The organism is Pseudoalteromonas sp. SWXJ133, from assembly GCF_015864365.1.
Lineage (GTDB): Bacteria > Pseudomonadota > Gammaproteobacteria > Enterobacterales > Alteromonadaceae > Pseudoalteromonas > Pseudoalteromonas arctica.
Window position 1 is genome coordinate 65938 of record NZ_JADYXJ010000013.1, and the last position, 25658, is coordinate 91595.

Genomic DNA, 25658 nt, shown 5'->3' on the forward strand with positions numbered 1-25658 from the left:
ATTACCTCATATACAAGTTTATGTGTTCTAGAGCATTAAAATTTTTAAGTTTTTTACTGGATTACTACACTTAACAAAAATTTGTTGTAAACTAAAGATAATAAAATTAATTTTATGGCGGTATGCTTAGGTGTCCGAAAGTTCTAATGCAACAGAAAAAAAACTCAAACAAGCAATTGATGCTCGTATGGCTGTTGAAAGTGCACGTAAACATCAAGTAGATATCCTGTGTGATTTTACGGCAAAATTATCGTTGAGCTGTAAAGGGCTCGATACTGAATTAGATAACCGCCTTGCAAAATTTAGAAGTGCGCTAAATAAGGGTGTAAGCTTTGAACACCTCTCTCCGCTTATTAGTGAAATTTTAACGCTACTTAAAAATCAAGAGTCGACTCAACAAACTCAGCAACGAGATCTGTTCAACAGTGTACAAAATGCAGGCAAGAAATTACAAAAAACCAAAGGTTTACCTGACGATACTCGCAGAACACTAAGAAACTTAATTGATAACGAAATTAATAATGTCCAGTCAACTCATGGCTATATCCCACTTCTTGATCAACTTATTACTTTTTATCATCAGGCTTTAATAACTAAACAAGACCCTGAGGTTGATAAGAAACGCCGAGCGAAACAAACTCATGCAAAGAAGCTGCTTGAGCTAGCTAATGAACTTGTTCTTGAAGAAGAAGCTACACTGCAAATTAATAATATAAAAAATAACATTACTGAAAGCGACACAGTCGATGCGTTACTCGACGTCGCGATCAACATAATTGAAGTCGTAGTAAAAAACATCAGTAAAGAGCGTAAATCGGCGCAAAGCTTTTTAGTTTCATTGAATCAAACCCTCGAGGACTTACATAATTCCATTGTCTCTACTAGCAGACACTCTGAGTCGATGAGTATTGAATTTGATTCGTTAAATAAAAGCATTGAACTAAAAATTAAAAACCTCAACAAACAAACGCAAAAAGCAACATCAATTTCATCTTTAAAAGAACTCGTGGATAACGAATTAAAATCACTAAGCGAAGACTTTCTAGTAAAAGAGAAGCTAGAGCAAAAAGATAGAAAAATGCTTAGCACTAGCTTTGGTGAAATAAATAAACGAATTGTTACTTTAGAAGAAAAATTAACAACCTATAAAAAACGTTTAAACGAACAGCGCTTTAAAAGTTTACTTGATGGGCTTACAAAACTGCCTAACCGAGCTGCATTTGATGAACGTTACAATCACGAAATGCATTTGTTTAATGTGCAGCCATCAGATGTTACGCTTGCAGTTATTGATGTTGACCACTTTAAATCTATAAATGATAGATTTGGCCATACAGCTGGCGACATAACTCTTCAGGTTATATCAAAAGCATTGCAAAAATCAGTCAGGAAATCTGATTTTATAGCGCGTTATGGCGGTGAAGAATTTGTACTTTTAATGCCTGGGGTGTCGCTAGAAAACGCAACCTTACCCTTGGATAAAGTAAGAGAAGCAATTAAAAGTATACCCTTCAAATTCCGAGATAAACAAATTGAAATCACTATTTCAGTTGGTGCAACTCAATTTAAAAAAGGCGATACCCCGCTCATAGCATTCGATAGAGCCGATGACGCTCTTTATAAGGCCAAAAACTCGGGACGAGATAGACTTTGTACCAGTAAATAATGTCATAGCCATTATAAATTTTATGACAAGTAGTTTTTTACGATTTAGCAGTAAGGAGAACGTCTATGTTAATACAGTTAAACCCAACTGGGGTTTTAGATTTACTGTCGCAATTAGAAGTTGATTTATTAGAGCAATCTTCTGCTAGTGAGCGTTATAAGTTATTTAGAAACTGCGTACTAGCAGTGCTTAATGTAGGTAGCCATACCGACGAAAGTAGCGATATATACGACAAATACAAAGATTTTGATATTCGTTTAGTAAGCCGCGAACGAGGCATTAAAATTGAGCTTGAAAACCCACCCGAAACCGCATTTGTTGATGGCGAAATAATTACCGGAATTCACGAGCATATATTTTCTGTTATTCGCGATATTTTGTTTATTTGTCAAAAATACGAAAAAGATTTAAAAGAGCAAAAAGCCATTACTCATATGGTATTCGATATGCTCAGAAATGCCGGTGCTTTGCGTGTTAATAGCGAGCCAAGTATGGTTGTTTGCTGGGGCGGACACTCAATAAACGAAGTTGAATATAAATACACAAAACAAGTGGGTTACGAGCTTGGCTTACGTGGATTAAATATTTGTACTGGTTGTGGCCCTGGTGCCATGAAAGGTCCAATGAAAGGTGCCACTATTGGCCATGCAAAACAGCGCAATACCAATAACCGTTACTTAGGCCTAACAGAGCCAAGCATTATTGCTGCAGAGCCACCAAACCCTATTGTTAACGAATTAGTTATTTTACCTGACATTGAAAAGCGCCTTGAAGCTTTTATAAGAACAGCTCACGCTATTATCATTTTTCCTGGTGGCGCAGGTACTGCTGAAGAATTGCTATATTTATTAGGCATATTACTTCATCCAGATAACACCAAACAATGTTTGCCTGTGATTTTAACTGGCCCTAAAGAAAGTGAAGCGTACTTTAAAGAGCTGTGTGAATTTGTTGAAATGACGCTTGGTAAAGAAGCATTAGATAAGTTTGAAGTTATTATTGATAATCCTGAGTTAGTTGGACAAAAGCTAAGATCGGCTATGGCCAATGTTCGTGATTACCGTAAAAGTGAAGGCGATGCCTACTACTTTAACTGGACGTTAAAAATCGATAACGATTTTCAACAACCTTTTGCCCCAACACACGAAAATATGGCAAGTCTTGATTTACATCTTGATCAACCAAAGCAGTTATTAGCGGCTAATTTACGCAGAGCTTTTTCAGGTATTGTAGCTGGAAATGTAAAAGACGAAGGCGTTAAAGCCATTAAGCAAAACGGTCCATACATTTTAAGTGGCGAGCCTGCCCTTATGGAAAATATGGATACGTTATTACAAGCATTTGTTGATCAAGGCCGTATGAAACTCCCTGGCAGCAAATATATTCCGTGTTACAAAATAAAAGCATGAGTTTTATAGTTTGAAACCCCATTTACTTCTTATTGATGCGCTTAATTTAATTAGGCGCATTTACGCCGTTGACGCAAATCAAAAACATCACAGTGATGAGCAAATGATACAAACGTGCTGTGCACGTGTAGCTCATGCGTGCAAAAAGCTTTTAGATACAAGCAATGCAACCCATGCCATTGCTGTGTTCGATGGAGACAAAAGCTGGCGTTATCATTTTTATAAAGACTACAAACACTCGCGCGCGCCAATGCCCCAAGTATTAAAAGACGCTCTATTGCACTTTAAAACTGCAATTGAAGAAACCGGCATTGTTGTATTTGAGCCTATTAACGATGAAGCCGATGACATTATTGCAACGCTTGCGTTTAAGGCATCAAATAATCAAATAGCTAATACTGTTGTTTCTACTGATAAAGGCTTTTTACCGTATATAGGCACTTATATTACAGTGTATGATTACTTTAAAAAACTATACCTTGATGAGACAAGTATAAAAGAGCGCTTTGGTGTTGAGCAAAATAAGCTTGTTGATTTTTGGGCTTTAGCGGGTGATAAGACAAATGATATTCCTGGCGTAAAAGGAATAGGTACTAAGTCAGCGCAGCAAATCGTTAATAACTACAATTCAATTGAACAAGCGGCAGAAGATGAGTCCCTAAGCCCGAGCATTAAAACAAAGTTAGCCGCTAATATGGATATGTACGTAATTTCAAAACACTTAGTTAGTTTACGCACTGATATAAACTTAGGTTTTAGTTTAAAGCAGCTAAGGCTTCATTAATCGCAAGTTGATAGCCTCTAAAGATTACAAAACGTATACTATTACCAGTTACTGGAGTCAGAGTAAGCCATATTGAAAAAATTTATCCGATATTTAATTTTAGGTTTAGGGCTATATGCGCTGATAGCTGCATTGGTGATCACCTTCTATAAAGACGATCCTCAGGCCATGATTTGGCAAGACAGAGAAGCTTTCAATAAACGTTATATAGAAAAATTATCACTTGAACAGCCAACAACATTAAATAGTGTTCTCGATTATTTAGGCAGTCCCGATCTTACTTATGCTAAACGAGATGGTGAACAAGTATTCCAGATAGTTTTTTACCGTACACAGCATATAACATCTGACGGTATAACCACTATGGATGAATGTACTGGGCTATTATTTAAAAATGGGCAGCTGTTTTTATGGGGCCCGAGTGCATACAATAAATATCAAGAACAAAATTAGGTGAAGGTTTAATGGATGAAGCTGTTTCAACTACTTTAGAGCAGCTGCTTAATAATACGCAGCTGTTTTTAAGCTATTACAATAATAAACAAAAATGGACAGCCTTATACCCCATGGCAAGTAAGCTAGCTGAGCAATATAGAGTGCTCTATAGCGAACAGCCATTCGCATTACAAGCTCGTTTAACGCTTTATAATCCTAATTATTCTTATGCCACCAACTTAGTTGTTAGTCAGAGTGTAATAACCGCTGCACTTTGTAAATCTCAACACTATAACAATGCCCTAAGCGAGCTATACATAGCAGCTTCACTCATTGAGCATTTATGTGTTGGAGCTCAATTAAACAAGCTCTATGAGCAAACACCTTTTCAAGACTATGATAAAAAAATTTGGCAAATGCGTCATCAGTTAGCTGCAAAAGTGATGTTAGCGGGTGGCAATTCAGCCAGACCCGTTACGCAATTACTAGCTAAGTTAAGTAAATATAAACAAGCATTGGTAAGCACCCCTAAAATAATGCTTTACGATGGAGGCATAACGCTGATTGCTTTAGCAAATATTATTAGTATGAATATTACTAGTAACACAGCTAATAAACACATTAGTTTATTTAAAGCACTTACTGACTTATATATTCGCACACCAAACGTGTTTGCATTACAGCTAATTAAATCACTCGTGGCGCATTTAGGGCCCTTATTACCAGGAAGCCGTGTTTTATATGCCGAGCAAACCATGATTTATTTAGCGACTGATGCACAGCAAAGGCATGTTTTAATTAGTACCGAAAATGCAAATAAATTAGCTTGGTATAGAGTAAAAGCAACACTTAACGATAGTCCAAAACAATGGCATTGCACTGATAAAACAATTAGCTTCAAAGTATTTAACAGTGAGCATGTAAAATTAAAAAGTACGATTGACGTTGATAAAGCACACTCTTTACTTGAACTAATAAGTAATATTAAGCTGCAACACGAATATAGCTATAAAGGATTAAGTCGTTTGTTGGCTGCTCATCCTCACGTGATTGCTAGTTTGTGTGAAGCGGTAAAACCTTATAATAAAGAACACCAGGCTGCTAGAGACTTAAAGCATAGTTTATCTATGGTCGGCTACTATAATGCACCTGCAATAATTCAACGGGTTGTTTTTGAAGAATTAGTTAATGTTACCCCACACCCTTTACAAGTCTATGTTGCTAACAGATTAAATGGATTTGTAAAAATAATGGCCTTATTGATGAGCAAAAATAAACACGACCAATTTGAGCACATCACTTTACCTTTATACGCTTATGCCCATTTTTTATTAACACAATGTAGTACGCAGCTTTCTCGTAAAACACTCATTGATGACACACCAAATAAAACACTAAGTGCGCCTATTTGTTCGTTTTTTGGGGTAAATTCAATTAACAACGAGCAACTAACACAACAGCTTACTCATTTATTGAGTGATAACCCATGGACAGCAGCACTATTAGACGCAGAGCAAACACCTAAAAAACATTTAACTGACTCTCATAAACTTTGGATCACACTTAAGATTGTTGCTCAGAATGTGTTTAAACCAGGACTTTCGCTAACTCCGTGGCAGCAGCAAACGTTGAATGAACAGCTAAAAATACTCAATTGGCACAATCCAGCAGATTTTTATCAAAATTTAGAATCTCTTGAGCTATTCGATAGTATTTAATTTATGAAAACCTATTTAACGTCTTTACACCCATTATAACCCTGGTGTATACCCAGTATTTTTTGTATAAACTAGCAAAATGGGTGATAAGCTGGTATAAATGCGCCCTTAAAATTTTCAAGCATGTTCACATAAATTTTCTAACAAGCGGTTACTCTCTCAGAGTAATAATTTATGTGCAAATCAAACTCTTTAAAGGAAAAGTCAATGGCCAAACAAACCATCACAGTGATCAAAGGCGACGGCATCGGTCCGAGCATTATCGACTCAGCACTAGAAATATTAAAAGCCGCAGGTTGCGACTTTGATTATGAATTTGTTGATGCTGGCCTAGCTGCACTTGAAAAAACAGGTGAGTTATTACCGCAAGACACGGTTGATACAATAGCTAAAAACAAAATCACCCTTAAAGGACCATTAACTACGCCTGTAGGTGAAGGTTTTACATCTATTAACGTAACGCTTCGTAAGCAGTTTGGTTTATACGCTAACGTACGCCCAGTTAAATCATTTGTTGGTACTAAAGCGCGTTACGACGATATTGATATCATTACTATTCGTGAAAACACGCAAGGTATGTACTCAGGTGCAGGCCAAATTGTAAGTGAAGACGGTAATGAAGCAGAAGCAAAATCGATAATTACGCGTGAAGGCGCAGAAAAAATCGTAACTTTTGCATATGAGCTAGCGGTACGTGAAGGTCGTAAAAAAGTAACTGCTGTTCATAAAGCTAACATTTTAAAATCAACATCTGGTTTGTTTTTAAAAGTAGCACGTGAAGTAGCTGAGCGTTACCCACAAATTGAATCAAATGAAATGATTGTTGATGCAACGTGTATGAAACTAGTAATGACACCTGAAGAGTTTGACGTGATAGTAACGACTAACTTATTCGGTGATATTTTATCTGACCTTTGTGCTGGCTTAGTTGGTGGCTTAGGTATGGCACCAGGTGCTAACATTGGTGAAGACGCTGCAATTTTTGAAGCTGTACACGGTAGTGCACCAGATATTGCTGGCAAAAACCTAGCTAACCCTACATCTGTAATTTTAGCATCTATCCAAATGCTTGAGCATTTAGATATGGGCGACACGGCAGAGCGTATTCGTAGTGCTGTTGCTGATGTAATAAAATCTGGTGATCGTACAACCCGTGATTTAGGCGGCAGCCACGGTACAACTGATTTCACTCAATCAGTAATTGACCGTCTGTAATATACAGTAAACTGTTAAAGTCAAAAGCCAGCATATTAGGGTAACTTAATATGCTGGCTTTTTTGTTTTTGTACATATCACATACACCCGACTTCAATCTGCATAATTTTGTCAGTCTAAGCCAAACTGAACTATAAGCTTTGGTACTTTCACATTAAAAAATGATAAAAATGAAATTTTAATGCAAATAAAGCATTTTAAGGTTGACGTGACGCCTCAAAACCCTTAAAAATAAACCTATACAGAATTTTTAATTTAAAAGCAGTGTTTTGCTAAGTAGAGTAAAAACTATGAACACACAAATAAACCTTTTAGTCGTACTCGTACTGGTCTTAGTTATAAGCCCAGCGGGGATGTATTAAAAGGTGATACTGCTTTTTAAAAACCCTCGCACTACGCGGGGGTTTTTTTATGCATAAAAAAAGCGCACAGAGGAATGAGGATGAGCAAACAAGAATATAATGGCTCTGAACTAGTAGTTCAGGCATTAAAAGAATTAAAGGTAAAATACATATTTGGCTACCCCGGTGGTTCGGTTTTAGACTTATATGATGCACTTTTTCAGCAAGATGATATTGAGCATATACTAGTACGTCATGAACAAGCTGCCACACATATGGCTGATGGTTATGCTCGTGCTACTGGAGACGTTGGTGTTGTACTTGCAACCTCGGGCCCTGGCGCTACAAACTGTATAACAGGTATTGCAACGGCCTATATGGATTCAATTCCTATGGTTGTATTGTCAGGCCAAGTGCCTACAAGCTTAATTGGCGATGATGCATTCCAAGAAACTGATATTGTTGGTTGTTCTCGCCCTATAGTTAAACACAGCTTTAACTGTAGAAGTGCTAAAGAAATCCCAACAATCTTAGCTAAAGCCTTTTACATAGCCAGTACAGGTCGTCCTGGGCCCGTTGTAGTTGAGCTTCCTAAAGATATGCTTAACCCTGCTATTAAGTTTGAATACGAATTTCCTAAAACAACAGAGCTAAGAACATACAGCCCTAATACTAAAGGGCATTCAAAACAAATTCGTAAAGCGGTAACAACTATTCTAGAGGCCAAAAAACTGGTTATCTATTCTGGCGGTGGTATTGTTATTTCAAATACGTCAGAGCAATTAACGCATTTAGTTGAATCATTAAATGCCCCCATTACAAATACACTAATGGGGCTTGGCGGTATATCAGGTGTACATCCAAACTTTGTAGGTATGCTAGGCATGCATGGTACGCTTGAGGCTAACAAAGCAATGGCAAACGCCGATGTGATTTTAGCGCTTGGGGCACGCTTTGATGATCGAGTTACCAATGACGTAAAAAAATTCTGCCCAAATGCAACAATTGTTCATGTTGATGTTGACCCAACTTCAATTTCAAAAACAATTAAAGCGCACATACCGGTTGTTGGTTGCTTAGCGACAGTACTAGAACAACTACAAGCGGGTATTGATAAAAGCCCAATTAAAATAGATCGCAGCGCCCAAGAGGATTGGTGGCGTCAAATTATCAGCTGGCGTGAACAAAAATGTTTAAGCTACAACACGACTGATGGCGACAAAATTAAGCCACAAGCCGTAATTGAAGCTGTTTATAGAGCGACTAATGGCGATGCCTATGTAAGTTCAGACGTGGGTCAGCACCAAATGTTTGCAGCGCAATATTACCCATTTAAGCATCCTCGTCAGTGGATAAATTCAGGCGGCCTAGGCACTATGGGTTTTGGCTTACCTGCAGCAATGGGCGTAAAGCTGGCCTTTCCTGATAAAGAGTCTGTGTGTATTACAGGTGATGGCTCTATTCAAATGAATATTCAAGAGCTATCTACCTGTTTACAGTATAACTTAGCGGTAAAAGTAGTATCCCTAAATAACCGATCTTTAGGTATGGTACGCCAATGGCAAGACATGGTTTATGGCGGACGACATTCATCCTCTTACATGGACTCATTACCTGATTTTGTAAAGTTAGTTGAAAGCTACGGGCATGTAGGCATACAAGTAAATACATTAGATGAATTACAACCGGCTATAGATAAAGCAATGAGCATTAACGATCGTTTGGTATTTTTAGATATCAACGTTGACGAAAAAGAACATGTATACCCAATGCAAATTAAGTTAGGCGGCATTGATGAGATGTGGTTACGTAAAGGAGTAAAAGCATAATGCGTCGTATTTTATCTATTTTACTAGAAAACGAACCCGGTGCCCTATCGCGTATTGTTGGGCTTTTTTCACAACGCGCATACAACATAGACAGCCTAACTGTTGGCACAACTGACGATCAGTCATTGTCGCGTATTACTATTACCACTATGGGCGATGACAGAGTCGTTGAGCAAATTACTAAACAGGTTAATAAACTTGTAGATGTGCTTAAAATTATTGATTTAACAGAAATGAGTCACATAGAACGTGAACTATTACTTGTTAAGGTATTTGCTAAAGACGAGACGACTCGTGCTGCAGTTACGCGTGTAGTTGATGTATTTCAAGGTGCTATATTAGATATGGGCCGACAAAGCTATAGCCTGCAACTAGTGAGCAGTACAGACAAAATAGAATCGTTTTTAGACACACTTCGCCATGAAACCGATATTATTGAAGTTGTACGTTCTGGTGCTGTTGGCATTGGCCGAGGCGATAAAGCCTTAAAAGCATAAATTTATAATATAAAGGCATCAATTGGTGTCTTTAATAAAAATAAAAAAAAAGAGCTAAATAGCTCTTTTTTTATTTTAATTCGTTAAACCTATTAAGGGTTTACTTGGTCTTTAAGACCTTTACCTGCTTTAAAGCTTGGGATAGTTGCCGCTGCGATTTGGATCTCAGCACCCGTTTGTGGGTTACGGCCAGTGCGAGCTGCACGTTCTTTTACTGAGAAAGTACCAAAACCAACTAATGCTACTGAATCACCTTCTTTTAAAGAAGAAGTTACAGCACCTGTAAACGCGTCAAGAGCACGAGTAGCAGCGGCTTTAGAGATTTCTGCATCAGTAGCAATTTTTTCAACTAATTGAGCTTTATTCATTGTTAGATTCCTATTCGTTATTATTTTGCCTTCGCAAAACCTATCTTTATGCATTTTTAAAGAGTTAGCAACAGCAAATTGCATTTTTTGCTTAAATTCTTAAAAAATGAGTAAAATTTAAATAATTCTCGGTAGAATACAGCGTGTTGGGTTAACAAAGACTTAATTTGAGTACAATTTTGGCGCAAGTTAAGCAACTGGGTAAATAAGCTATATTTTTTCGATAACTAAGGTCACTTCCCCGACCTCGACTCCAAACTTAACAATAGATGTGCGGTTTATCAAGCGCGATTGTGTAACCAGGTACATCCAATCGTCAAAATTCACTTCTAAAGTACTGCCATCGTATGGAAGCTCTACATCATAATTCCAATGAAATACGCTGCCGTCACTTTTGCCTTTTGCTGTACCTATAACATCAGCTGCTGTCCCCGTTAAACTATTGTCTTCATTTAACGTTATTTTCCAGATTCGCTTTTGGGTTTCGCCATCATCATAAACAAAGTCTTCTTCAATAACGCCCTGGTTACCGTCCCAAGTCGCATTCATATCTACGACAAGCTTTCGGGTCAATTCGCCTTTAAAGTCTTGTACAACACCATAGGCTTTCAAATTTCCGCTAAAAAACGTTTTAAAGTCGAAATTTGGCGATGTATTTTTATAATGTTCAACATTTGGTGCCGAACAGCTAATAAAAAGTAGAGCCGAGAGGCTCATAACAGCTGCTTTTAACGTGTTTAATATGTTCATATTAATTCCCTAATAATTGCTTTCGTAATTTTGGTTCAGAGGTTTTTTCATCAAGCCAAATAGCTAAAAAGTCACTCGAAAATTGAGGTTCATCAATTTCACCCATTTTTTCATCATTATGATAAAAAGTGCTCATACCTTGCTCATTTGTCACTAATGTTAGTGAGTCACCCTTTTTTATATCAGGCCAAATAGACAACAATTTACTGTCGTATTTATCTGCCAGCCCTGTTTTTCCAAGATGTTCCCACTGCTCATTTGTTGCTTTTACTATTTCTTTAGCGTCAAAGTCACGTAAATAGGTAAGCTTAAACTTAACAGGATGTGTTCCTGCGCTGTAATTACCTGAAGGGGTAAATAGCACAGCGTCATATACATCCCAAAATAAATACTCCATTCGTGCTTCGCCTACTTTATTAAATTGTGTGTTAGCTAAAACAATTGAAGTGGTAAGCAAATAAAAAGTAACTGCCTTTAGTAAAAATTTCAAAATAAGCTCCCTTTGAGTCAATGGGTAATGTTACGAAATAGAAATTGTGGAAGATCAGCGATTGATAAATAACTTGATTTTTTGGTTTATGAAAAGAATAACAGTAAACACTGTAGACCAAAGCGCCCCGTAAACGAGCCAGAATTGCCATAAAGGTAAATCTAAACTTATTACTTCAAAGCGCGCTCCAGCCCAATAACTTGCTGGCGCAAATGCCATACATACCAAAAAGGCCTGCCAAAGCTTTAATTTACTCAAAAAAACCATTGAGGTATTTAAAGAAAGTAGTAATGCAGCCCATAAAAACACGAGCCATAGAGGGAAGGGATAAACTTTAAATTCTAACAAGCCTAACTTTACCGCTATAAATTCTAACAATAGTGCTAAAGGTAGGGCTTTAATTAATAGTAAGGAGTCTTGTTTTTTCTGCTTTGACAAACAAAACATTAAAACAATAATCAAGCCACTAAAAAGTAGCGAATTGGCTTCAAGCAGCAATGATAAAAACCACACTGCTTGAAATAAAACAAAATTAGTAACCGAGCGCAATATCATCGTTATCACTAGTAAAACGAGGTTTACGCGCTATTAAATGTACCGTACTTGTTGCTCTGGCTCTAAACGCACCTTCACAATAAGCAAAATAAAATAACCATAAACGATAAAAGCGTTCATCAAATTTAGAGCGGTCTAAATCAGGCCAACTTTTTATAAAACGAGTTCGCCAATCTGCTAATGTTCGTGCGTAGTGAGCGCCAATATCATTAACAGTATGAATAACCATATCGGTATTATTTTTAATCTGCTCACTCATTTCGTTAAGCGATGGCAAACATCCGCCCGGAAAAATATACTGCTGGATAAAGTCAGAGTTTTTTAAGTAGTGCTTATAACGCTGATCGCCAATAGTAATTGCTTGAATAAGCATGGCGCCATCGTCTTTTAGGAGCTCACCACACTGAGTGAAAAAGCTAGGCAAATAATCATGACCAACCGCTTCTATCATTTCAATAGAAACAAGCTTGTCGTATTTACCTTTTAGTAGTCTGTAATCGAGCTTAAGTAATGTTATTTTACTTTCAAGACCAAGTTCAACAATCTTGTTAGCTACATAATCATGTTGCTCATCAGATATGGTTGTTGTTGTTACATGGCAATCGTAATGTGTGGCAGCATATATAGCAAATGCCCCCCACCCTGTACCAATTTCAATTACTGAATCATTTTTTTGAAGCTCAACTTGCTCACAAATGCGTTTAAGCTTGTATTGCTGAGCCTCTTCAAGTGTGGCTTCTTTTGTAGGATATACAGCACTTGAATAGAGCATTTCTTTACTTAAAAATGATTCGTACAAATCATTACCTAAGTCGTAATGAGCAACAATATTTTTCTTAGAACCCGATTCTGAATTTTTGTTTTTTATGTGATTAAACCGGTGTGCGATATTACTAAAAAATGCGAATTTTTTTTCAAACTCATCAAGTTGCTTTTCATTTATAGCAAATATCTCAATGAATGAAGTTAAGTTGTCACAAGACCAATGTCCCAAAATATACGCTTCGCCAGCGCCAACGCTTCCAGATAACGCAAACGCTTTATACATAGCTTTATCATTAACTGTTACTGTTGCTTTTAACGCAGACGATACATCACCAAAAACTGTACGCTCATTTCCTTCAATTAAAACAACTTGACCTGTTTCAATTGACGAAAAGGCTTTAGTCACTAATTTTTTATATATATTAGTTAACCAACTAGTGCTTTGTTCGCAATTTAAGCTCGACACTTTATCCATTAAAATACCTATTAATTGTCCTGACTACCTATGTGCTTTATGGCTTACCTGAGTGACCTAAAAAAGGCACTCGCTTTATAAACAACTTTAATGCTTGATAATAAATACCTTTGAAAATAGACCATGTCATGGCCGGAAAACGTTTAAACAACTTATTAATCTCTTCGTTAGTGAGTTCTTTACGTTTCAAGCGAAGTGTTGCATCAAATAATAACTCTTCATTTCGCTTATTTTCAATGTGTATCAATGTTTTATCAGGCGATTGTTTAACATGCCAATGATAGTTCATATCCAGATTCATAAAAGGTGATACGGAAAAAACCTTCTTAAAGTTCACTTTTTTTTCTAAAGGGACTAAATAATAATGACGTTCGTTCCATGGTGTATTACTCACTTCAGCTATCATGTACTTAAAACGGGTGTCGTTGTGGCCAAAAAAGTAAAAATTAACAGGGCTAAAATACACACCAAAACAACGAAACTGCCCTAACATGTAAATATGAGAAAAGATTTCAGTAATACCTAAATTGGCAAGTTGATCATGCGCACGCTCAATAAGAGGTCGTTTCGCAAGTTCTGAGGTATCTTTAAGATAATCAGCTTCATTAAATTTTAACGCTTTTAAGCCTGATGTACCTATGTGCTTATGCACACCATTTAGTTGTTGAGGATTATTTAAATCTACCCACATCATATACAAAGGGTAACTAAAACGATGTTCTTTAACAGCAAAACGGCGATGTTTTACATCGCCTAAATACACTGCACTAGTCAAATTCGACCCCAAGTTGCTTGGCTACATCTACACCACTGTGTACGCCATCTTCATGAAAACCATTGTACCAATAAGCACCACAAAAATAACTATTGTTTTGTCCATCAATACTGTGTTTAAGCTTTTGAGCAGCAATTGACTCTTGGTTAAATACAGGGTGATGATAAGTAAACTCGCGCAAAATTTTACTCTGGTTTATTCCTTCAAGATGATTAAGCGTTACACAAAACTGTGTATCCGATTGTATACCTTGCAAAATATTCATTTGGTAAGTAACAACAGCTGCTTTATCAGTGTTGTTATTAAGTAGGTAGTTCCAACTTGCCCATGCCGCTTTTCTATCAGGTAAAAGGTTTGTATCGGTGTGCAGCACAACTGAGTTCTCAGTGTAAGCTATTGCACCCAATACTGACTTTTCTTGCTCAGTCGCATCACCAAGTAGTGCAAGCGCCTGATCTGAATGACAAGCAAATATTACTTTATCAAACTTACTTTGCTCACCATTGGCAAACTCTATTGTTACTTCATCATTTTGACGCGTAACAGATTTAATATCTGTGTTAAGTTTAATTTTATCAGCAAAACCTCTAATCAACGGCTTAATGTACTGACGAGAGCCACCTGGTACTACATACCACTGTGGTCTGTTTGTTACATCTAAAAGGCCATGATTAAAGAAGAACTTAACAAAAAACTCTACGCCTACATTTTCCATTTCTTTAATACTGGTAGACCAAATAGCCGCGCCCATCGGAAGGATATAATGGTATTTAAAAAAGTCATTAAAGTGATTGTCACTAAGCAGTTGCCCTAATGATTGATCAGATTGGTAATCATCTTTTTCGTGCAAAGCTTTACATAACTTATTAAACCTAACAATGTCGTACAATAAACGCCAAAACTTTGGTCTAAAAATATTACGACGCTGTGCAAATAAACTTGTAAACGTATGGCCGTTATATTCAAAACCAGTAGCTTCGTTATGAACACTAAAGCTCATTTGTGTTTCTTGTTTGTCTACGCCAATTCGTGAAAGTAACTTTTCGAAGTAAGGGTAAGTTCTGTTGTTAAACACAATAAAACCGGTGTCTATTGCGTATTTTATGCCACACACGTCAACATTAACAGTTGCTGTATGACCACCAATATAATCATTTTTTTCAAATACGGTTACATCATAATGTTTGTGAAGCAAATGCCCACATGTTAAACCAGATACACCAGTTCCTATTATTGCTATTTTTTTCAACGGGCTAATCCTTTTGCGATTTTAAGCCAAATCGGGAGCGGCAAAATGCGCAGTGCTTTTAATATAAGTGTAAAACGGTACGGAAAGTGAACATCTTTTCGGCGCTTATGTATTCCCTTAATCATATAGTCTGCGGCTTTTTCAGCGGTAACGGCCATAGGCATCGGGAAATCATTTTTATTAGTAAGCGGAGTTTTCACAAAGCCAGGGTGAACTAAAGTCACATCAACATCATCTAAATCAACAGCTAAGCTTTTTGCTAAGTAACTTACACCCGCTTTTGATGCACCATAAGCTTCTGAACGAGGTAGCGCAAGATAGGTAACACTTGAGCTGACCAAAACAAGCTGACCACCTGAATTTATTTTAGGAAGTAGCGCCTCAAGGCAATACCCCATAGAGAGTAAATTTACGTTTATTACACGCTCAAACAATGCACTATCAAAGTTTCGTGCGTCATCTATATATTCACAGTTACCCGCGTTTAAAATAACACGGTCAAAATGAGGAAAGCCAATAGTAGACTCTTTAATGTCTTGTAGATTAGTTGCATCAAATTTACATGCTTGAATATTGTCGTATTTAGCAAGCTCAGCGAGCTTTTCACTATTACGGCCACAAGCGATAACAGTGTCTCCCAACTGCGCATATTTAATTGCTAACTGCTCACCAATACCAGAAGTAGCACCCGTTATAAGTGTGATCATAATTAACCTGCCCTTTTATCAATTAGCTTTATAACACTACCAAGTAAAGGAATATGTTTGTACAGCAACTCGCCCACATTAAAGTAGTCTCTGTGCTTGATAATTTTGCCATTTTCAAAAATAAGCTTGCTATGACCTTCTACCGAAATAGTTTTACCTGATGAAAGCTTTGGATGTGCATAGTGCATAGTCCAATAAATAAAAGCATTGTTGCCGCTATTAAACGAATCGCTAATATCAAACTGACAATGCTTAACATTGCTATATAAGTTAGCAAAGTACCTGCGCAATTCTACAATGCCATTAATTTCATGCATTGGGTCTATAAACTGTATGTTGTCACAGTAAATATCACTCAATAAATCAAGATTAGTGCTATCAAGCTGTTGGTATATTTCAACAAATTTATCTACTGGTAACTGGTTATCCATATCACACCTTAAATGCAGCAAGTGCACGTTCTCGTGCCGCTTTATGATCAACTATTGCTGGCCAGTAACATTCCTTATCTTTACCTATTGCGGCTAAATAAGTGTGTGGAAAATGAATGTGTTTATCTGGCACGTTTTCAAGCTCTGGCAAATACTTACGGATAAACTTGCCAGTTGGATCAAAGCGCTCGCTTTGTCTGATAGGGTTAAAAACTCTAAAGTAAGGCTGAGCATCACACCCGGTACTTGCAGCCCACTGCCAGCCACCATTATTTGAGGCTAAATCGCCATCAATTAGGTTCTGCATAAAAAAGCGCTCACCTTCGCGCCAGTCTATTAATAAATGCTTAGTTAAAAAGCTCGCAACAACCATACGTAAACGATTGTGCATCCAACCGGTTTGCTTTAGTTGTAGCATTGCAGCATCTACTAACGGGTAACCTGTACGCCCTTCACACCATGCTGTAAATTCATTTTCGCTTTTACGCCACACTACGGCGTTATACTTTTCGTTAAAGTTATCACCGCGCGAAAGCTTCGGAAATTCAGCAATTAAATGCCTGTAAAATTCGCGCCAAACAAGCTCGTTAATCCACGTAAACGTTTTACTTTTTGACGTAGTTAAAATATCAGGATAACGCTGCTGAATATTAATAAGCAGCTGTTTTGTGCTTACAATACCAAGTGCTAAATACGGGCTTAAACCTGATGTGCCTTTTACGCTGGGTATATCACGCTGATCATCGTAGCTTGTAAGTTTGTCACATATAAAGTTATCGACCACAGTAGAAAGTGTTTCGTCGTCAACCGGCCACTTATCTGAGCATCCATCACTTTTTAGTAAGTCGCTTTCATCAAATTTTATTGAATCAGAAGTTAAAGGCCATTGAGGCAAACTAAAGTGTGTATCTTGATACTGCTTTAACCATGCTCGCTTAAATGGAGTAAACACTTTATACATTTCATTACTTTGATTTTTAACCGTTCCAACAGGTGCAATTAAATCACCTTCGTACAAAGTAAAAGTAATTGAAAGCTCATCGCATTCGTGCAAAATTGCTTTATCGCGGTTTACTTCATTAAGCTCATATTCTGTATTAGCAATTACGTGTTTTACATCGTTTGATTTACAAAAATCAATAAGCTCACGCGTACAATCAGAAAAGCTAGGCGCTTCAATAACATGTAAAGTAATGCCGTAATCAGCAAGCTGAGATTGAAGATAAGTAACTCGGCGCTTGAGTAAGTCAATCTGAATAGGCGCAGCTTGGTGCTGTTGCCACTGTTTTTCAGACACAAAAAAAATGGCGTGTTTAGCGCCATTATTTAGCGCTTGAATTAACGCTTCGTTAGAAAAAAGGCGCAAATCGCGCCTAAACCAAAATAATGTATCCATTAAATACCAAATCGTAGTTTTAAATCGTGAGGGTAAGGGTTAAAAAACACTTGTTTTTCAAGGTACTCATTTGGGTGAACCTTCAAATGATGTTTTAACAAGGTAAGTGGTACATACAATGGCACCAAACCTTCGCGGTATTCATCTATCGCATCACGAAGTTCTTGTTTTTCAACCTTCGATAAATCAGTTTTAAAGTAACCTTGTAAATGCATTAGCGTGTTGCAGTTATTTCTGCGAGAAGCTGGCTTTTTAAGACCCGTCATCAACCCTAAAATATATTCATCAGCAACTGCATTTATATCGTCACCTACATAAGTCCCCAGCAGGTTACCCAAATCACGATAAGCTTGATAGTTATGAGCCATTAACAAGTACTTATACTGAGAGTGAAATTGAGTAAGCTTATGAACCGTAAGCGGCTCTTGTACTAATTTTTGCCAGTTTTTAAATACGTAAATTCTCATTACAAAGTTTTCACGTAAATGCATGTCGTTTAAACGTCCGTTTTCTTCACATGGCAATAATGGGTTGTGCTTCATTATTTGCTCAGCAAAAAAACCAACACCTTCTGAGGTATTGCCTGTACCAGCTTCGTTGTATATTTTAATGCGCTCCATGCCACAGCTCGGGCTTTTAGCACAAAATACGAATCCGCTTAGTTCTTTAGCTTGTTCAGTTGCAATTTTTTTACCATATTCGGTAAGTTGTTGCCCTACTTCGCCGCTACCATCTGGGCGACATACTTTAATAGTATCGCCTACTTTAACTTGACGAATAGTTGGACGAGGTATCGGTAAACCTACTGCTACCTCCGGACAAAAACGTGTATATTCAACGTGTTTGCCTAATTCATCCATGCAAAAATTAGACTTTTTATGTCCTGTGTCAAATCTGACTTTTTCGCCTGCTAAGCAGGCGCTTATACCTATTTTTATTATATCTGTTTGCATATGTTCTCTTAGTAAATCAAATTACCGATTGGATTTAGTAACTTGCTGAAGCCCTTATTAAAATGTAGCGCACTACTGACAACTGTAAAGCATAAACATCCATCTTTCGTTAAAGGTGTATGTTGATGACTACCATCTTGCCAAATAAAGTCGCCTGGTACGTAATTACCATCTTCATCACTAAACTCACCGTCTAGTAGTAAAGTAACTTCAAATCCGGTATGTGTATGCTCAGGAATTTCACCACCAGCATCAATATGCAATAAGCTTGAACGCAGCGCGCCATCATCTAATGCAACACGAGAACGCGCTAGCTTACCAACTTGTGTAAATTTGCTATGAGAAATACGTGTTAAAGCACGCGGCAGCTGATAATTGTGTTCGTTAATACTTACAGACACAGGCTCAACTTCATAAACCTCATCGATAGAATCATCAGACATGATCATATCAAGTACGTTTAATTCAAATTCTTCAAGTAATTCAGATTGCTCAGTTTGAGGTTTCTCAAATTTGGCTGGCTCTTCACTAAATAATGCGTCCGCATTACTTGCTTCAATTTTGGCTACTTTAGCTTGGCACACAGGGCACATATCTACATGTATAGATACGGCTAAACTTAGTGATGTAGCAAGTGATGCATCGCAATACTGTGTCAGTAAAGTTTCACTCGGGTGATGTTTAATCATGCTGATCTCCCATTTCATTACGTAATTTTTGCAAGGCCAAACGTAATCGTGATTTTACCGTGCCTACTGGAATATTAAGTTGATGCGCAAGTTGCTCTTGCGACATATCTTGAAAATAAACGCCTCTTACCACTTCGCGTTGAGCAATAGGTAATTTATCGAGGTAGCGTTTAATTTGCTTATCTTCTAAATGATCACTGTATTCGTGATGTGTATCTTGTGAGTCGTTTAATAACGGCCAAATGTCTTCGCTTATGTTTTCTTCTTTATTACTTTTCATTTTACGAAGCATATCGAACGAAGCGTTACGCATAACGGTATAAACCCACGTAGTAGCAGCGCCTTTTTCACTATGATACAAATGTGCTTTGCGCCAAACTGACGTTAGTGTCTCTTGCACAAGCTCCATAGCTTGCGCTTCAACACCAAACTGCTTAATTCCAAAGCGTTTAATTTTTGGCGCAAAGTATTCAAATAAATAGGAAAATGCTTTTTTATCGCGTGATTGCGCAACATCTATAAGCGCTTGCATGAGCTCTTTACTCGGCGTTTCTGGCATGGCAGTGTACTTACCTGTATTAGGTTCACAACGTGGTGACTGTTGTTGACTTACCATAATAATTTATCCCGTTATTGCTTTTGTATTAAGTAATACGGGCAATAATTAATTTAGGATCATAAAATTTAGGCAAATTCGTTATTAATCACAGTATGGAGGAAACTCAGCAAGTTATCAAAGTTCGTTTCAAACGCAAGTTGCTGTTTTTTCTCAATTGATATAGGTAGGAGCTCAAGCCAACGTGCTGCAATCCAAGGCAACTTGTCAAAATGAGTTTTTTTGTACAATAAATTAAGCTCTGAATTACCTGCAAATACGTTTTTAAGCGCGTCGTGTAATAGGTAATGATCGCCAATGTCGTTGTTAGAATCCTTATACCAATAAGGCGTATTGCAAGGCGACACTAAGCCATGACGTAGTTCGTCTTCGTCTTGGTAAACATCGTTTATTTGCACATTTTGCGAGGCAAATACATCAATTAATAATACATCGTTATCGTCTTGGTCAAAATCAATAATATCAACAAGGCAACCTTGCGCGCTTATATTAAAAGGCGTGTCATGCTCGAACGTACAAAGCACAAACCCTGTATTATTTTTTAATGCGGTTTTAACCATATTTAAGTAGCGAGGCTCAAATATGCGTAATCGCGTATAACCTTCAGGTAACATAAAAATGGGTAATGGAAAAATCGCACGTTTCATAAAGTCTACTTATTTCAAACACTCTGCCTTTATTTACGTGCGCTTTTGCTAAGTCGATCAGCTTTGTATGAATCGAATTAATTACCAGCTATATAATTGGCTAAAGATTAAACCAACCTCCCATAGCTTTAAACACTTGAACCGAGTAATAAGCGCTAATCATACTGACTACGGGTGCTAACATTAATGCAAATAATCCAAGTTCACTGCTCATCGTTTTAATCCTTTAAGTGGTTTATTTTACGTTTTTTATACTAGTGTCAGTATTTTTAAGCGTTGTGCTATCTGTTAAAACGGGCTCATCTAATAACCCCTCTAAAACAGTTTTAGCATCAAAATAAAGCGTTTCCTTTAGTGATTTTTCAAGCTCGATTGTGGTTTGCTTAACATAGCTTGCTACACTTTGAGTTAATATATCAGTTACATCTAGGTCCACTTCTACTGCATGTACTTGCGCAGAACCTAATACTAATAAACTTGCCATAGCGATTTTAATTGAATATTTCATAATGGTATTCCTTGTTTGTGTATTGTTTAGACGTAGTTATATACTCAAGGGTTGTGCCAACATAAAAATAAAATATAAACCATTATAATTAAAAGACTTTATGTCCGGTTGTTTAATTCGATAAATTCATACCTCGTTAATTTAACCATTTAATTTAATTTTTTGACTACTTTTTAGTTAATAAATAAAAGGATTTAAAGGTATTAATACCGTCACACTAAATACATTTAGCGTTTATAAAAACGTCATATCTAATCGTTAAAATACGCACCACTATAAATAATTTAAAAAGTGCAGTATGACCCTTTCATCACGTCGAAATTTTTTAAAAACCTCAGCAGCAAGCATATTTACCGTCGCAGTATCGAGTGCCATTACAGGTTGTGCTCAAACATTAATAAACAAACCTCTATCGGCTATTGAATTTAAACACGGTGTAGCGAGTGGCGACCCGCTTAGTCATGCTTTAATAATTTGGACACGTGCAACCACTTCTCAATCAAATTTTGAAGTTACTGTTGCTTGGGAACTGGCAAGTGATTCTCAATTTAAAAACATCATTCGCAGCGGGCAAGAACAAACAGATAAAAGCCGAGACTTTACAATAAAAATAGATGTGCAAGAACTTGCTCCAAACACAGAGTACTTTTATCGGTTTATGAGTTTAAATACACAAAGCCCAATTGGCCAGGCTAAAACACTACCAATAAATAACATTGAACAAATTAAAATGGCTGTTGTGTCGTGCTCAAACTACCCAGCTGGATACTTCAATGCCTACACCGATGCCGCTAAGCAAAAAGATTTAGATGTGGTACTGCATTTGGGAGATTACATTTACGAATACCCAATGGGTGGATACGCTACCGAAAATGCTGAAAACATTGGCCGCCAATTAGCAGCTGATAACAGCGGTGAAATTATTACCCTTAGCGACTATCGTAAACGTTATGCTATTTACAGAACAGACCAAGGCCTTCAAGCACTTCACGCTGCAGCGCCTTTTATCGCAATATGGGATGATCACGAAGTTACCAACGATACCTATAAAAGTGGTGCTGAAAATCATACCCCTGATGAAGGTGATTTTTTTAAGCGCCGTGCAGCAGCTATTCAAGCCTATTACGAATGGCTACCAATTAGACCGCCTATGGGCGAACAAAGCCCGCAAATATATCGCACCTTCGATTTTGGTAACTTAATAAGCTTACATATGCTAGATACGCGCGTAATAGCACGCGATAAACAACTCGCTTACAGCGACTACAAAAACCCCGAGACCAAGCAAATGGATGTTGCGCGCTTTGTCAGTGATTTAAATAATCCAAAAAGGCATTTACTAGGTAACACACAACTAAACTGGCTCACCAGTGCAATAACTAAATCAAATGCAAAATGGCAAGTATTGGGCCAGCAAGTATTGATGACTAAAATGTGGCTACCTACTGAAATATTCTCGCAATCCGATCGCACTAAAATACCGCAGGTGTTAAAAGAGCTTGTTGCCATTAAAAAAGCCGTGTTAGAAAATAAAGCGGTAACACCCGCGCAACTCGCACGCGTAAATACTTTAATGCCTTATAATTTAGATGCGTGGGATGGTTACCCAAGCGAACGCGAAGCATTATATAAAAGCGTTACCGCATTAAATAAAAAGTTAGTCGTGGTTGCAGGTGATACGCACAATGCGTGGCATGGCACATTAAAAAATGCAAAAGGCGAAAGCGTGGGAGTAGAATTTGCAACACCCGGTGTTACATCCCCGGGTATGGAGCATTATTTAGCGCTTAATACAGCACAAGCAAAGCTAATGGCTGACTCGCTTTCATTGTTAATAAACGATTTAAACTATTGTGACTTATCACACCGTGGGTATATGTTACTGACTATTACTAAAGAGCAAATCACAACCGATTGGCGCTATATAGATAATATAGATTCCCCAAGCTACAATATTGTTGAACAACACCAAAGTGTTTATAAAGGCTGATACTTTTAAAAAGAAGGTAGATGTATTATTTACCTTCTTCGCATATTTTATTTAACGTGCTTAATTACAAGTATAAAGAAGCGTCCACGAAGCATCACTTCCTGGAAGGCTGTTTGTATACCAATTTGCGCTGTATGCATTACCTTGATATTGCATTTTATCGTCAGTGTTATTGTGAGTAAACGGACCACCTGAGTAATCTTTGTTCACCCAATTAGGGTATGCATTAATACCATTACAATCTGTTGAACTTACAACACTGCATCCATTTGTATCAACACTTGTACCAGCGGGTGTATCTGGGCACTGATCAATATCATCATTCACACCATCGATATCCGCATCGCTTTGTGGCTCAACTACTTCAACAACACAACCTATATTATTAACAGTTTCACCTGCAGGTGTATTAGGGCATTGATCAACATTATCGCTTATACCATCGGCATCGCTGTCAGTTACTGCACAACCAATACTATCAACCGTTGTACCTGCGGGAGTATTATTGCACTGATCAAGGCTGTCACTTACGCCATCCCCGTCGCTATCTAAATCAACATTGCTACTACCACCACCCCAACCTTGAATGATCTCTTTAACTTTAGTGCCTGACGATGTTAGTGAATTCCAACTACCGCCTGGAGTAAATAACGAAGCACCTTCGTTTTTATCGTTTAAAGCCCAGTTAGCGTGGCTAATATTGTTTGTTTTAAAAAATGCCATCCATGCATCGGTTTCATTAATATTAACACCACCATTACCATCAGCATTAACTGTTCCCCACTCTGTGGCGAATAGTGCAATGCCGTTATCGAGTGCTGTTTGTGCTTTATTTCGATACGATTGACCATGCGTGCCAGCATAAAAATGCAGAGTGTAAGCAATATTGGCGCGATCAATTGGGTTTTGTGATGCCACATCAACATCTTGCGACCACGTAGGCGTTCCAACCACAATTAAGTTATCAGGATCGATTGCTCTAATTTTATCAATAACTGTTTCTGCATAAGGCTTAATATCGTTAACCCACGAGATTTGTAACGGCTCGTTATAAATTTCATAAATAACATTGTCGTACTGCCCATATTTGGTAGCTACGTCTTCAAAAAAGCGAACTGCAGTTGCTTGATCGGTATGTGCTTCATGGCTATGAAAATCAATAATAACGTACATATCTTCGCTAATAGCTGCGTTTACAACAGTATCAAGACGGCTCATATTGCCCTCCCAATCAAAGTTCAAACTACCACCAGTACTCGTACCATGGCCAATAGCGGCACGAATTAATGTTGCATTAAATTCAGTTTTTGCCTTTGCTACTGTTTCTGCTGTATAAAATTTTTCAGCGCCCCACCCCGTGTTACTCCAAAATAGGCTAGGTCCTGCAAAGCTTGTGCTTTCCCCACCTGCAAGAATTTGATTTCCACTCACCGTTAACTTTTCAACAGCGGCATTGGCCATTGTTGAGCATCCTAATAATAAAGCTAACGATAAGCTCGCCACTTTAAAATCCTTTCTTTTGTGATTATTTGAACTGTTATTCATCGTATTTCCTTAAATTGAAATTATCAGTCGTCATTGCTTGACGTAATAAATTGACACCAAACCAATACTTAATAGTCAAATAAAGTTAATTTGGCGAGCAGAAAGTACCATTTATTTATTAACATTAAATGAATAAAAAGGTACAAAGATAAGGATTTTAGTTAACTAAATATCAACAAGTGAGCGATTTAACGAGGTTTGAGGATTTTACTGGGTATATACAGGCATTTACACGATGTTTACATGATGCGGGCAAAAAATTTCGGTTACAAAAAATATGTATAAAAATGAAAAGGCGGTAATAATAATTATTACCGCCATCAATAATAGCTAAATATCAGGGATAAATATGCGGGAAGAAAATTAATAAGCCAACCAAACCGAGTTCTAATTAAGTGGCTTATTTTTTAGTGGGCAGCGCTTTTCTGCCCAAACGGTATGCATCCATCATGCTCAGCACCCAAATTATAATCATTAAAGGTAAATATTTATATTCAGCGAGTTGAGCGCAAGCGTCAGATGGTTGTTGCGCAGCTTTTAAAATGGCCGTAACCGACATGGGGATTTTTCCGTTTACAATTTCATTTGCAGTACACTGTGCAATCGCAAATATATCTTGTAGGGTTAAAATTAAAAGAACAGAAAATACACCCGCAAAAATAGCGCCTATAAGGTGTTTTTTTAAAGAAAAATGCCCCGCTCCAGGATAAACAATGGCGGTAAGTAAAGCAGCTTTTAGATCTTGTTTCATGGTTATTTCAGCTCGTAATATGTATTACACTAGACACCAACATAGTGAATTAATTCTCTTTAAAATCAAGTAAAAGCTAAAGTAGCGTATCAAATAAAGTTATT

General features: G+C 37.4%; 26 protein-coding genes. 9 read left to right on the forward strand and 17 right to left on the reverse strand.

Annotated elements, in window-relative coordinates:
- Positions 1–130 precede the first annotated feature (130 nt).
- From I6F40_RS11430 to ilvN, 8 genes are all read left to right on the forward strand, one after another.
- Positions 131–1666, forward strand: a complete 1536-nt coding sequence (locus I6F40_RS11430; protein WP_197192942.1) for a GGDEF domain-containing protein — start codon at positions 131–133, stop codon at positions 1664–1666.
- A 65-nt stretch (positions 1667–1731) separates the two neighbouring features.
- Positions 1732–3075, forward strand: a complete 1344-nt coding sequence (ppnN, locus tag I6F40_RS11435; protein WP_007580678.1) for a nucleotide 5'-monophosphate nucleosidase PpnN — start codon at positions 1732–1734, stop codon at positions 3073–3075.
- A gap of 10 nt (positions 3076–3085) precedes the next feature.
- On the forward strand, positions 3086–3859 hold the full coding sequence (gene xni, locus I6F40_RS11440; RefSeq protein WP_197192943.1) for a flap endonuclease Xni: 774 nt from the start codon (positions 3086–3088) through the stop codon (positions 3857–3859).
- A 69-nt stretch (positions 3860–3928) separates the two neighbouring features.
- Entirely contained in the window at positions 3929–4312 is a 384-nt protein-coding gene (locus I6F40_RS11445; RefSeq protein ID WP_197192961.1) for a DUF3192 domain-containing protein, read from the forward strand.
- 11 nt (positions 4313–4323) lie between these two features.
- On the forward strand, positions 4324–6012 hold the full coding sequence (locus I6F40_RS11450) for a hypothetical protein (RefSeq protein WP_197192944.1): 1689 nt from the start codon (positions 4324–4326) through the stop codon (positions 6010–6012).
- A gap of 207 nt (positions 6013–6219) precedes the next feature.
- Positions 6220–7227 (forward strand): isocitrate dehydrogenase, encoded by a 1008-nt coding sequence (locus I6F40_RS11455; RefSeq protein WP_024598103.1) that lies wholly within the window; start codon positions 6220–6222, stop codon positions 7225–7227.
- 442 nt (positions 7228–7669) lie between these two features.
- Entirely contained in the window at positions 7670–9397 is a 1728-nt protein-coding gene (locus tag I6F40_RS11460; RefSeq protein WP_197192945.1) for an acetolactate synthase 3 large subunit, read from the forward strand.
- Positions 9397–9894, forward strand: coding sequence for an acetolactate synthase small subunit (gene ilvN, locus I6F40_RS11465; protein ID WP_149592936.1), 498 nt, complete (start codon positions 9397–9399; stop codon positions 9892–9894). The genes I6F40_RS11460 and ilvN overlap by 1 nt, the downstream gene beginning before the upstream one ends.
- Positions 9895–9986: 92 nt before the next feature.
- Here ilvN and I6F40_RS11470 read toward each other — a convergent pair whose 3' ends face one another.
- From I6F40_RS11470 to I6F40_RS11540, 15 genes are all read right to left on the reverse strand, one after another.
- Positions 9987–10262, reverse strand: a complete 276-nt coding sequence (locus I6F40_RS11470) for an HU family DNA-binding protein (protein ID WP_002962474.1) — start codon at positions 10260–10262, stop codon at positions 9987–9989.
- 210 nt (positions 10263–10472) lie between these two features.
- Complete coding sequence (locus I6F40_RS11475; protein ID WP_197192946.1) at positions 10473–11012, reverse strand: DUF3833 domain-containing protein; 540 nt, start codon at positions 11010–11012, stop codon at positions 10473–10475.
- A gap of 1 nt (position 11013) precedes the next feature.
- On the reverse strand, positions 11014–11502 hold the full coding sequence (locus I6F40_RS11480) for a chalcone isomerase family protein (RefSeq protein ID WP_010552972.1): 489 nt from the start codon (positions 11500–11502) through the stop codon (positions 11014–11016).
- Between the two features lie 54 nt (positions 11503–11556).
- Complete coding sequence (locus tag I6F40_RS11485) at positions 11557–12057, reverse strand: DUF2878 domain-containing protein (protein ID WP_197192947.1); 501 nt, start codon at positions 12055–12057, stop codon at positions 11557–11559.
- Positions 12035–13297 (reverse strand): SAM-dependent methyltransferase, encoded by a 1263-nt coding sequence (locus tag I6F40_RS11490; protein ID WP_197192948.1) that lies wholly within the window; start codon positions 13295–13297, stop codon positions 12035–12037. Before I6F40_RS11490 ends, I6F40_RS11485 begins: the two co-directional genes overlap by 23 nt.
- A 37-nt stretch (positions 13298–13334) precedes the next feature.
- On the reverse strand, positions 13335–14072 hold the full coding sequence (locus I6F40_RS11495) for a DUF1365 domain-containing protein (protein ID WP_197118948.1): 738 nt from the start codon (positions 14070–14072) through the stop codon (positions 13335–13337).
- Positions 14065–15321, reverse strand: a complete 1257-nt coding sequence (locus I6F40_RS11500) for an NAD(P)/FAD-dependent oxidoreductase (protein WP_197192949.1) — start codon at positions 15319–15321, stop codon at positions 14065–14067. Before I6F40_RS11500 ends, I6F40_RS11495 begins: the two co-directional genes overlap by 8 nt.
- On the reverse strand, positions 15318–16028 hold the full coding sequence (locus I6F40_RS11505; RefSeq protein WP_024591087.1) for an SDR family NAD(P)-dependent oxidoreductase: 711 nt from the start codon (positions 16026–16028) through the stop codon (positions 15318–15320). Before I6F40_RS11505 ends, I6F40_RS11500 begins: the two co-directional genes overlap by 4 nt.
- A gap of 2 nt (positions 16029–16030) precedes the next feature.
- Positions 16031–16459 carry a nuclear transport factor 2 family protein gene (locus tag I6F40_RS11510; protein ID WP_007580706.1) on the reverse strand — a complete coding sequence of 143 codons (429 nt, stop codon included), beginning with the start codon at positions 16457–16459 and terminating at the stop codon, positions 16031–16033.
- 1 nt (position 16460) lies between these two features.
- Complete coding sequence (gene phrB, locus I6F40_RS11515) at positions 16461–17855, reverse strand: deoxyribodipyrimidine photo-lyase (protein ID WP_197192950.1); 1395 nt, start codon at positions 17853–17855, stop codon at positions 16461–16463.
- The gene (locus I6F40_RS11520; RefSeq protein ID WP_197192951.1) at positions 17855–18808 is read right to left on the reverse strand and encodes a YbgA family protein; all 954 of its coding nucleotides are present in this window, start codon (positions 18806–18808) and stop codon (positions 17855–17857) included. The genes phrB and I6F40_RS11520 overlap by 1 nt, the downstream gene beginning before the upstream one ends.
- An 8-nt stretch (positions 18809–18816) precedes the next feature.
- Entirely contained in the window at positions 18817–19497 is a 681-nt protein-coding gene (locus tag I6F40_RS11525) for a ChrR family anti-sigma-E factor (protein ID WP_165728012.1), read from the reverse strand.
- The gene (locus tag I6F40_RS11530) at positions 19490–20113 is read right to left on the reverse strand and encodes a sigma-70 family RNA polymerase sigma factor (protein WP_010552978.1); all 624 of its coding nucleotides are present in this window, start codon (positions 20111–20113) and stop codon (positions 19490–19492) included. The genes I6F40_RS11525 and I6F40_RS11530 overlap by 8 nt, the downstream gene beginning before the upstream one ends.
- Positions 20114–20181: 68 nt before the next feature.
- Positions 20182–20760: an LON peptidase substrate-binding domain-containing protein gene (locus I6F40_RS11535; protein ID WP_197192952.1), complete on the reverse strand. Its 579-nt coding sequence runs from the start codon at positions 20758–20760 to the stop codon at positions 20182–20184.
- A 235-nt stretch (positions 20761–20995) separates the two neighbouring features.
- Positions 20996–21268: a hypothetical protein gene (locus I6F40_RS11540; protein ID WP_197192953.1), complete on the reverse strand. Its 273-nt coding sequence runs from the start codon at positions 21266–21268 to the stop codon at positions 20996–20998.
- A 298-nt stretch (positions 21269–21566) separates the two neighbouring features.
- Between I6F40_RS11540 and I6F40_RS11545 the strand changes: the two genes are divergently transcribed.
- Positions 21567–23258: an alkaline phosphatase D family protein gene (locus I6F40_RS11545; protein WP_197192954.1), complete on the forward strand. Its 1692-nt coding sequence runs from the start codon at positions 21567–21569 to the stop codon at positions 23256–23258.
- 60 nt (positions 23259–23318) lie between these two features.
- Here I6F40_RS11545 and I6F40_RS11550 read toward each other — a convergent pair whose 3' ends face one another.
- Complete coding sequence (locus I6F40_RS11550) at positions 23319–24803, reverse strand: cellulase family glycosylhydrolase (protein WP_166376594.1); 1485 nt, start codon at positions 24801–24803, stop codon at positions 23319–23321.
- Positions 24804–25203: 400 nt separating this feature from the next.
- Positions 25204–25554 (reverse strand): hypothetical protein, encoded by a 351-nt coding sequence (locus tag I6F40_RS11555; protein WP_166376593.1) that lies wholly within the window; start codon positions 25552–25554, stop codon positions 25204–25206.
- Positions 25555–25658 lie beyond the last annotated feature (104 nt).

Coding starts and splice junctions, on each gene's coding strand:
- ppnN (WP_007580678.1), top strand. CDS start 1,732: ATGTTAATACAGTTAAACCCAACTGGGGTTTTAGATTTACTGTCGCAA.
- I6F40_RS11450 (WP_197192944.1), top strand. CDS start 4,324: ATGGATGAAGCTGTTTCAACTACTTTAGAGCAGCTGCTTAATAATACG.
- I6F40_RS11455 (WP_024598103.1), top strand. CDS start 6,220: ATGGCCAAACAAACCATCACAGTGATCAAAGGCGACGGCATCGGTCCG.
- I6F40_RS11460 (WP_197192945.1), top strand. CDS start 7,670: ATGAGCAAACAAGAATATAATGGCTCTGAACTAGTAGTTCAGGCATTA.
- ilvN (WP_149592936.1), top strand. CDS start 9,397: ATGCGTCGTATTTTATCTATTTTACTAGAAAACGAACCCGGTGCCCTA.
- I6F40_RS11470 (WP_002962474.1), bottom strand. CDS start 10,262: ATGAATAAAGCTCAATTAGTTGAAAAAATTGCTACTGATGCAGAAATC.
- I6F40_RS11475 (WP_197192946.1), bottom strand. CDS start 11,012: ATGAACATATTAAACACGTTAAAAGCAGCTGTTATGAGCCTCTCGGCT.
- I6F40_RS11485 (WP_197192947.1), bottom strand. CDS start 12,057: ATGATATTGCGCTCGGTTACTAATTTTGTTTTATTTCAAGCAGTGTGG.
- I6F40_RS11490 (WP_197192948.1), bottom strand. CDS start 13,297: ATGGATAAAGTGTCGAGCTTAAATTGCGAACAAAGCACTAGTTGGTTA.
- I6F40_RS11505 (WP_024591087.1), bottom strand. CDS start 16,028: ATGATCACACTTATAACGGGTGCTACTTCTGGTATTGGTGAGCAGTTA.
- I6F40_RS11510 (WP_007580706.1), bottom strand. CDS start 16,459: ATGGATAACCAGTTACCAGTAGATAAATTTGTTGAAATATACCAACAG.
- phrB (WP_197192950.1), bottom strand. CDS start 17,855: ATGGATACATTATTTTGGTTTAGGCGCGATTTGCGCCTTTTTTCTAAC.
- I6F40_RS11520 (WP_197192951.1), bottom strand. CDS start 18,808: ATGCAAACAGATATAATAAAAATAGGTATAAGCGCCTGCTTAGCAGGC.
- I6F40_RS11525 (WP_165728012.1), bottom strand. CDS start 19,497: ATGATTAAACATCACCCGAGTGAAACTTTACTGACACAGTATTGCGAT.
- I6F40_RS11530 (WP_010552978.1), bottom strand. CDS start 20,113: ATGGTAAGTCAACAACAGTCACCACGTTGTGAACCTAATACAGGTAAG.
- I6F40_RS11535 (WP_197192952.1), bottom strand. CDS start 20,760: ATGAAACGTGCGATTTTTCCATTACCCATTTTTATGTTACCTGAAGGT.
- I6F40_RS11540 (WP_197192953.1), bottom strand. CDS start 21,268: ATGAAATATTCAATTAAAATCGCTATGGCAAGTTTATTAGTATTAGGT.
- I6F40_RS11545 (WP_197192954.1), top strand. CDS start 21,567: ATGACCCTTTCATCACGTCGAAATTTTTTAAAAACCTCAGCAGCAAGC.
- I6F40_RS11550 (WP_166376594.1), bottom strand. CDS start 24,803: ATGAATAACAGTTCAAATAATCACAAAAGAAAGGATTTTAAAGTGGCG.
- I6F40_RS11555 (WP_166376593.1), bottom strand. CDS start 25,554: ATGAAACAAGATCTAAAAGCTGCTTTACTTACCGCCATTGTTTATCCT.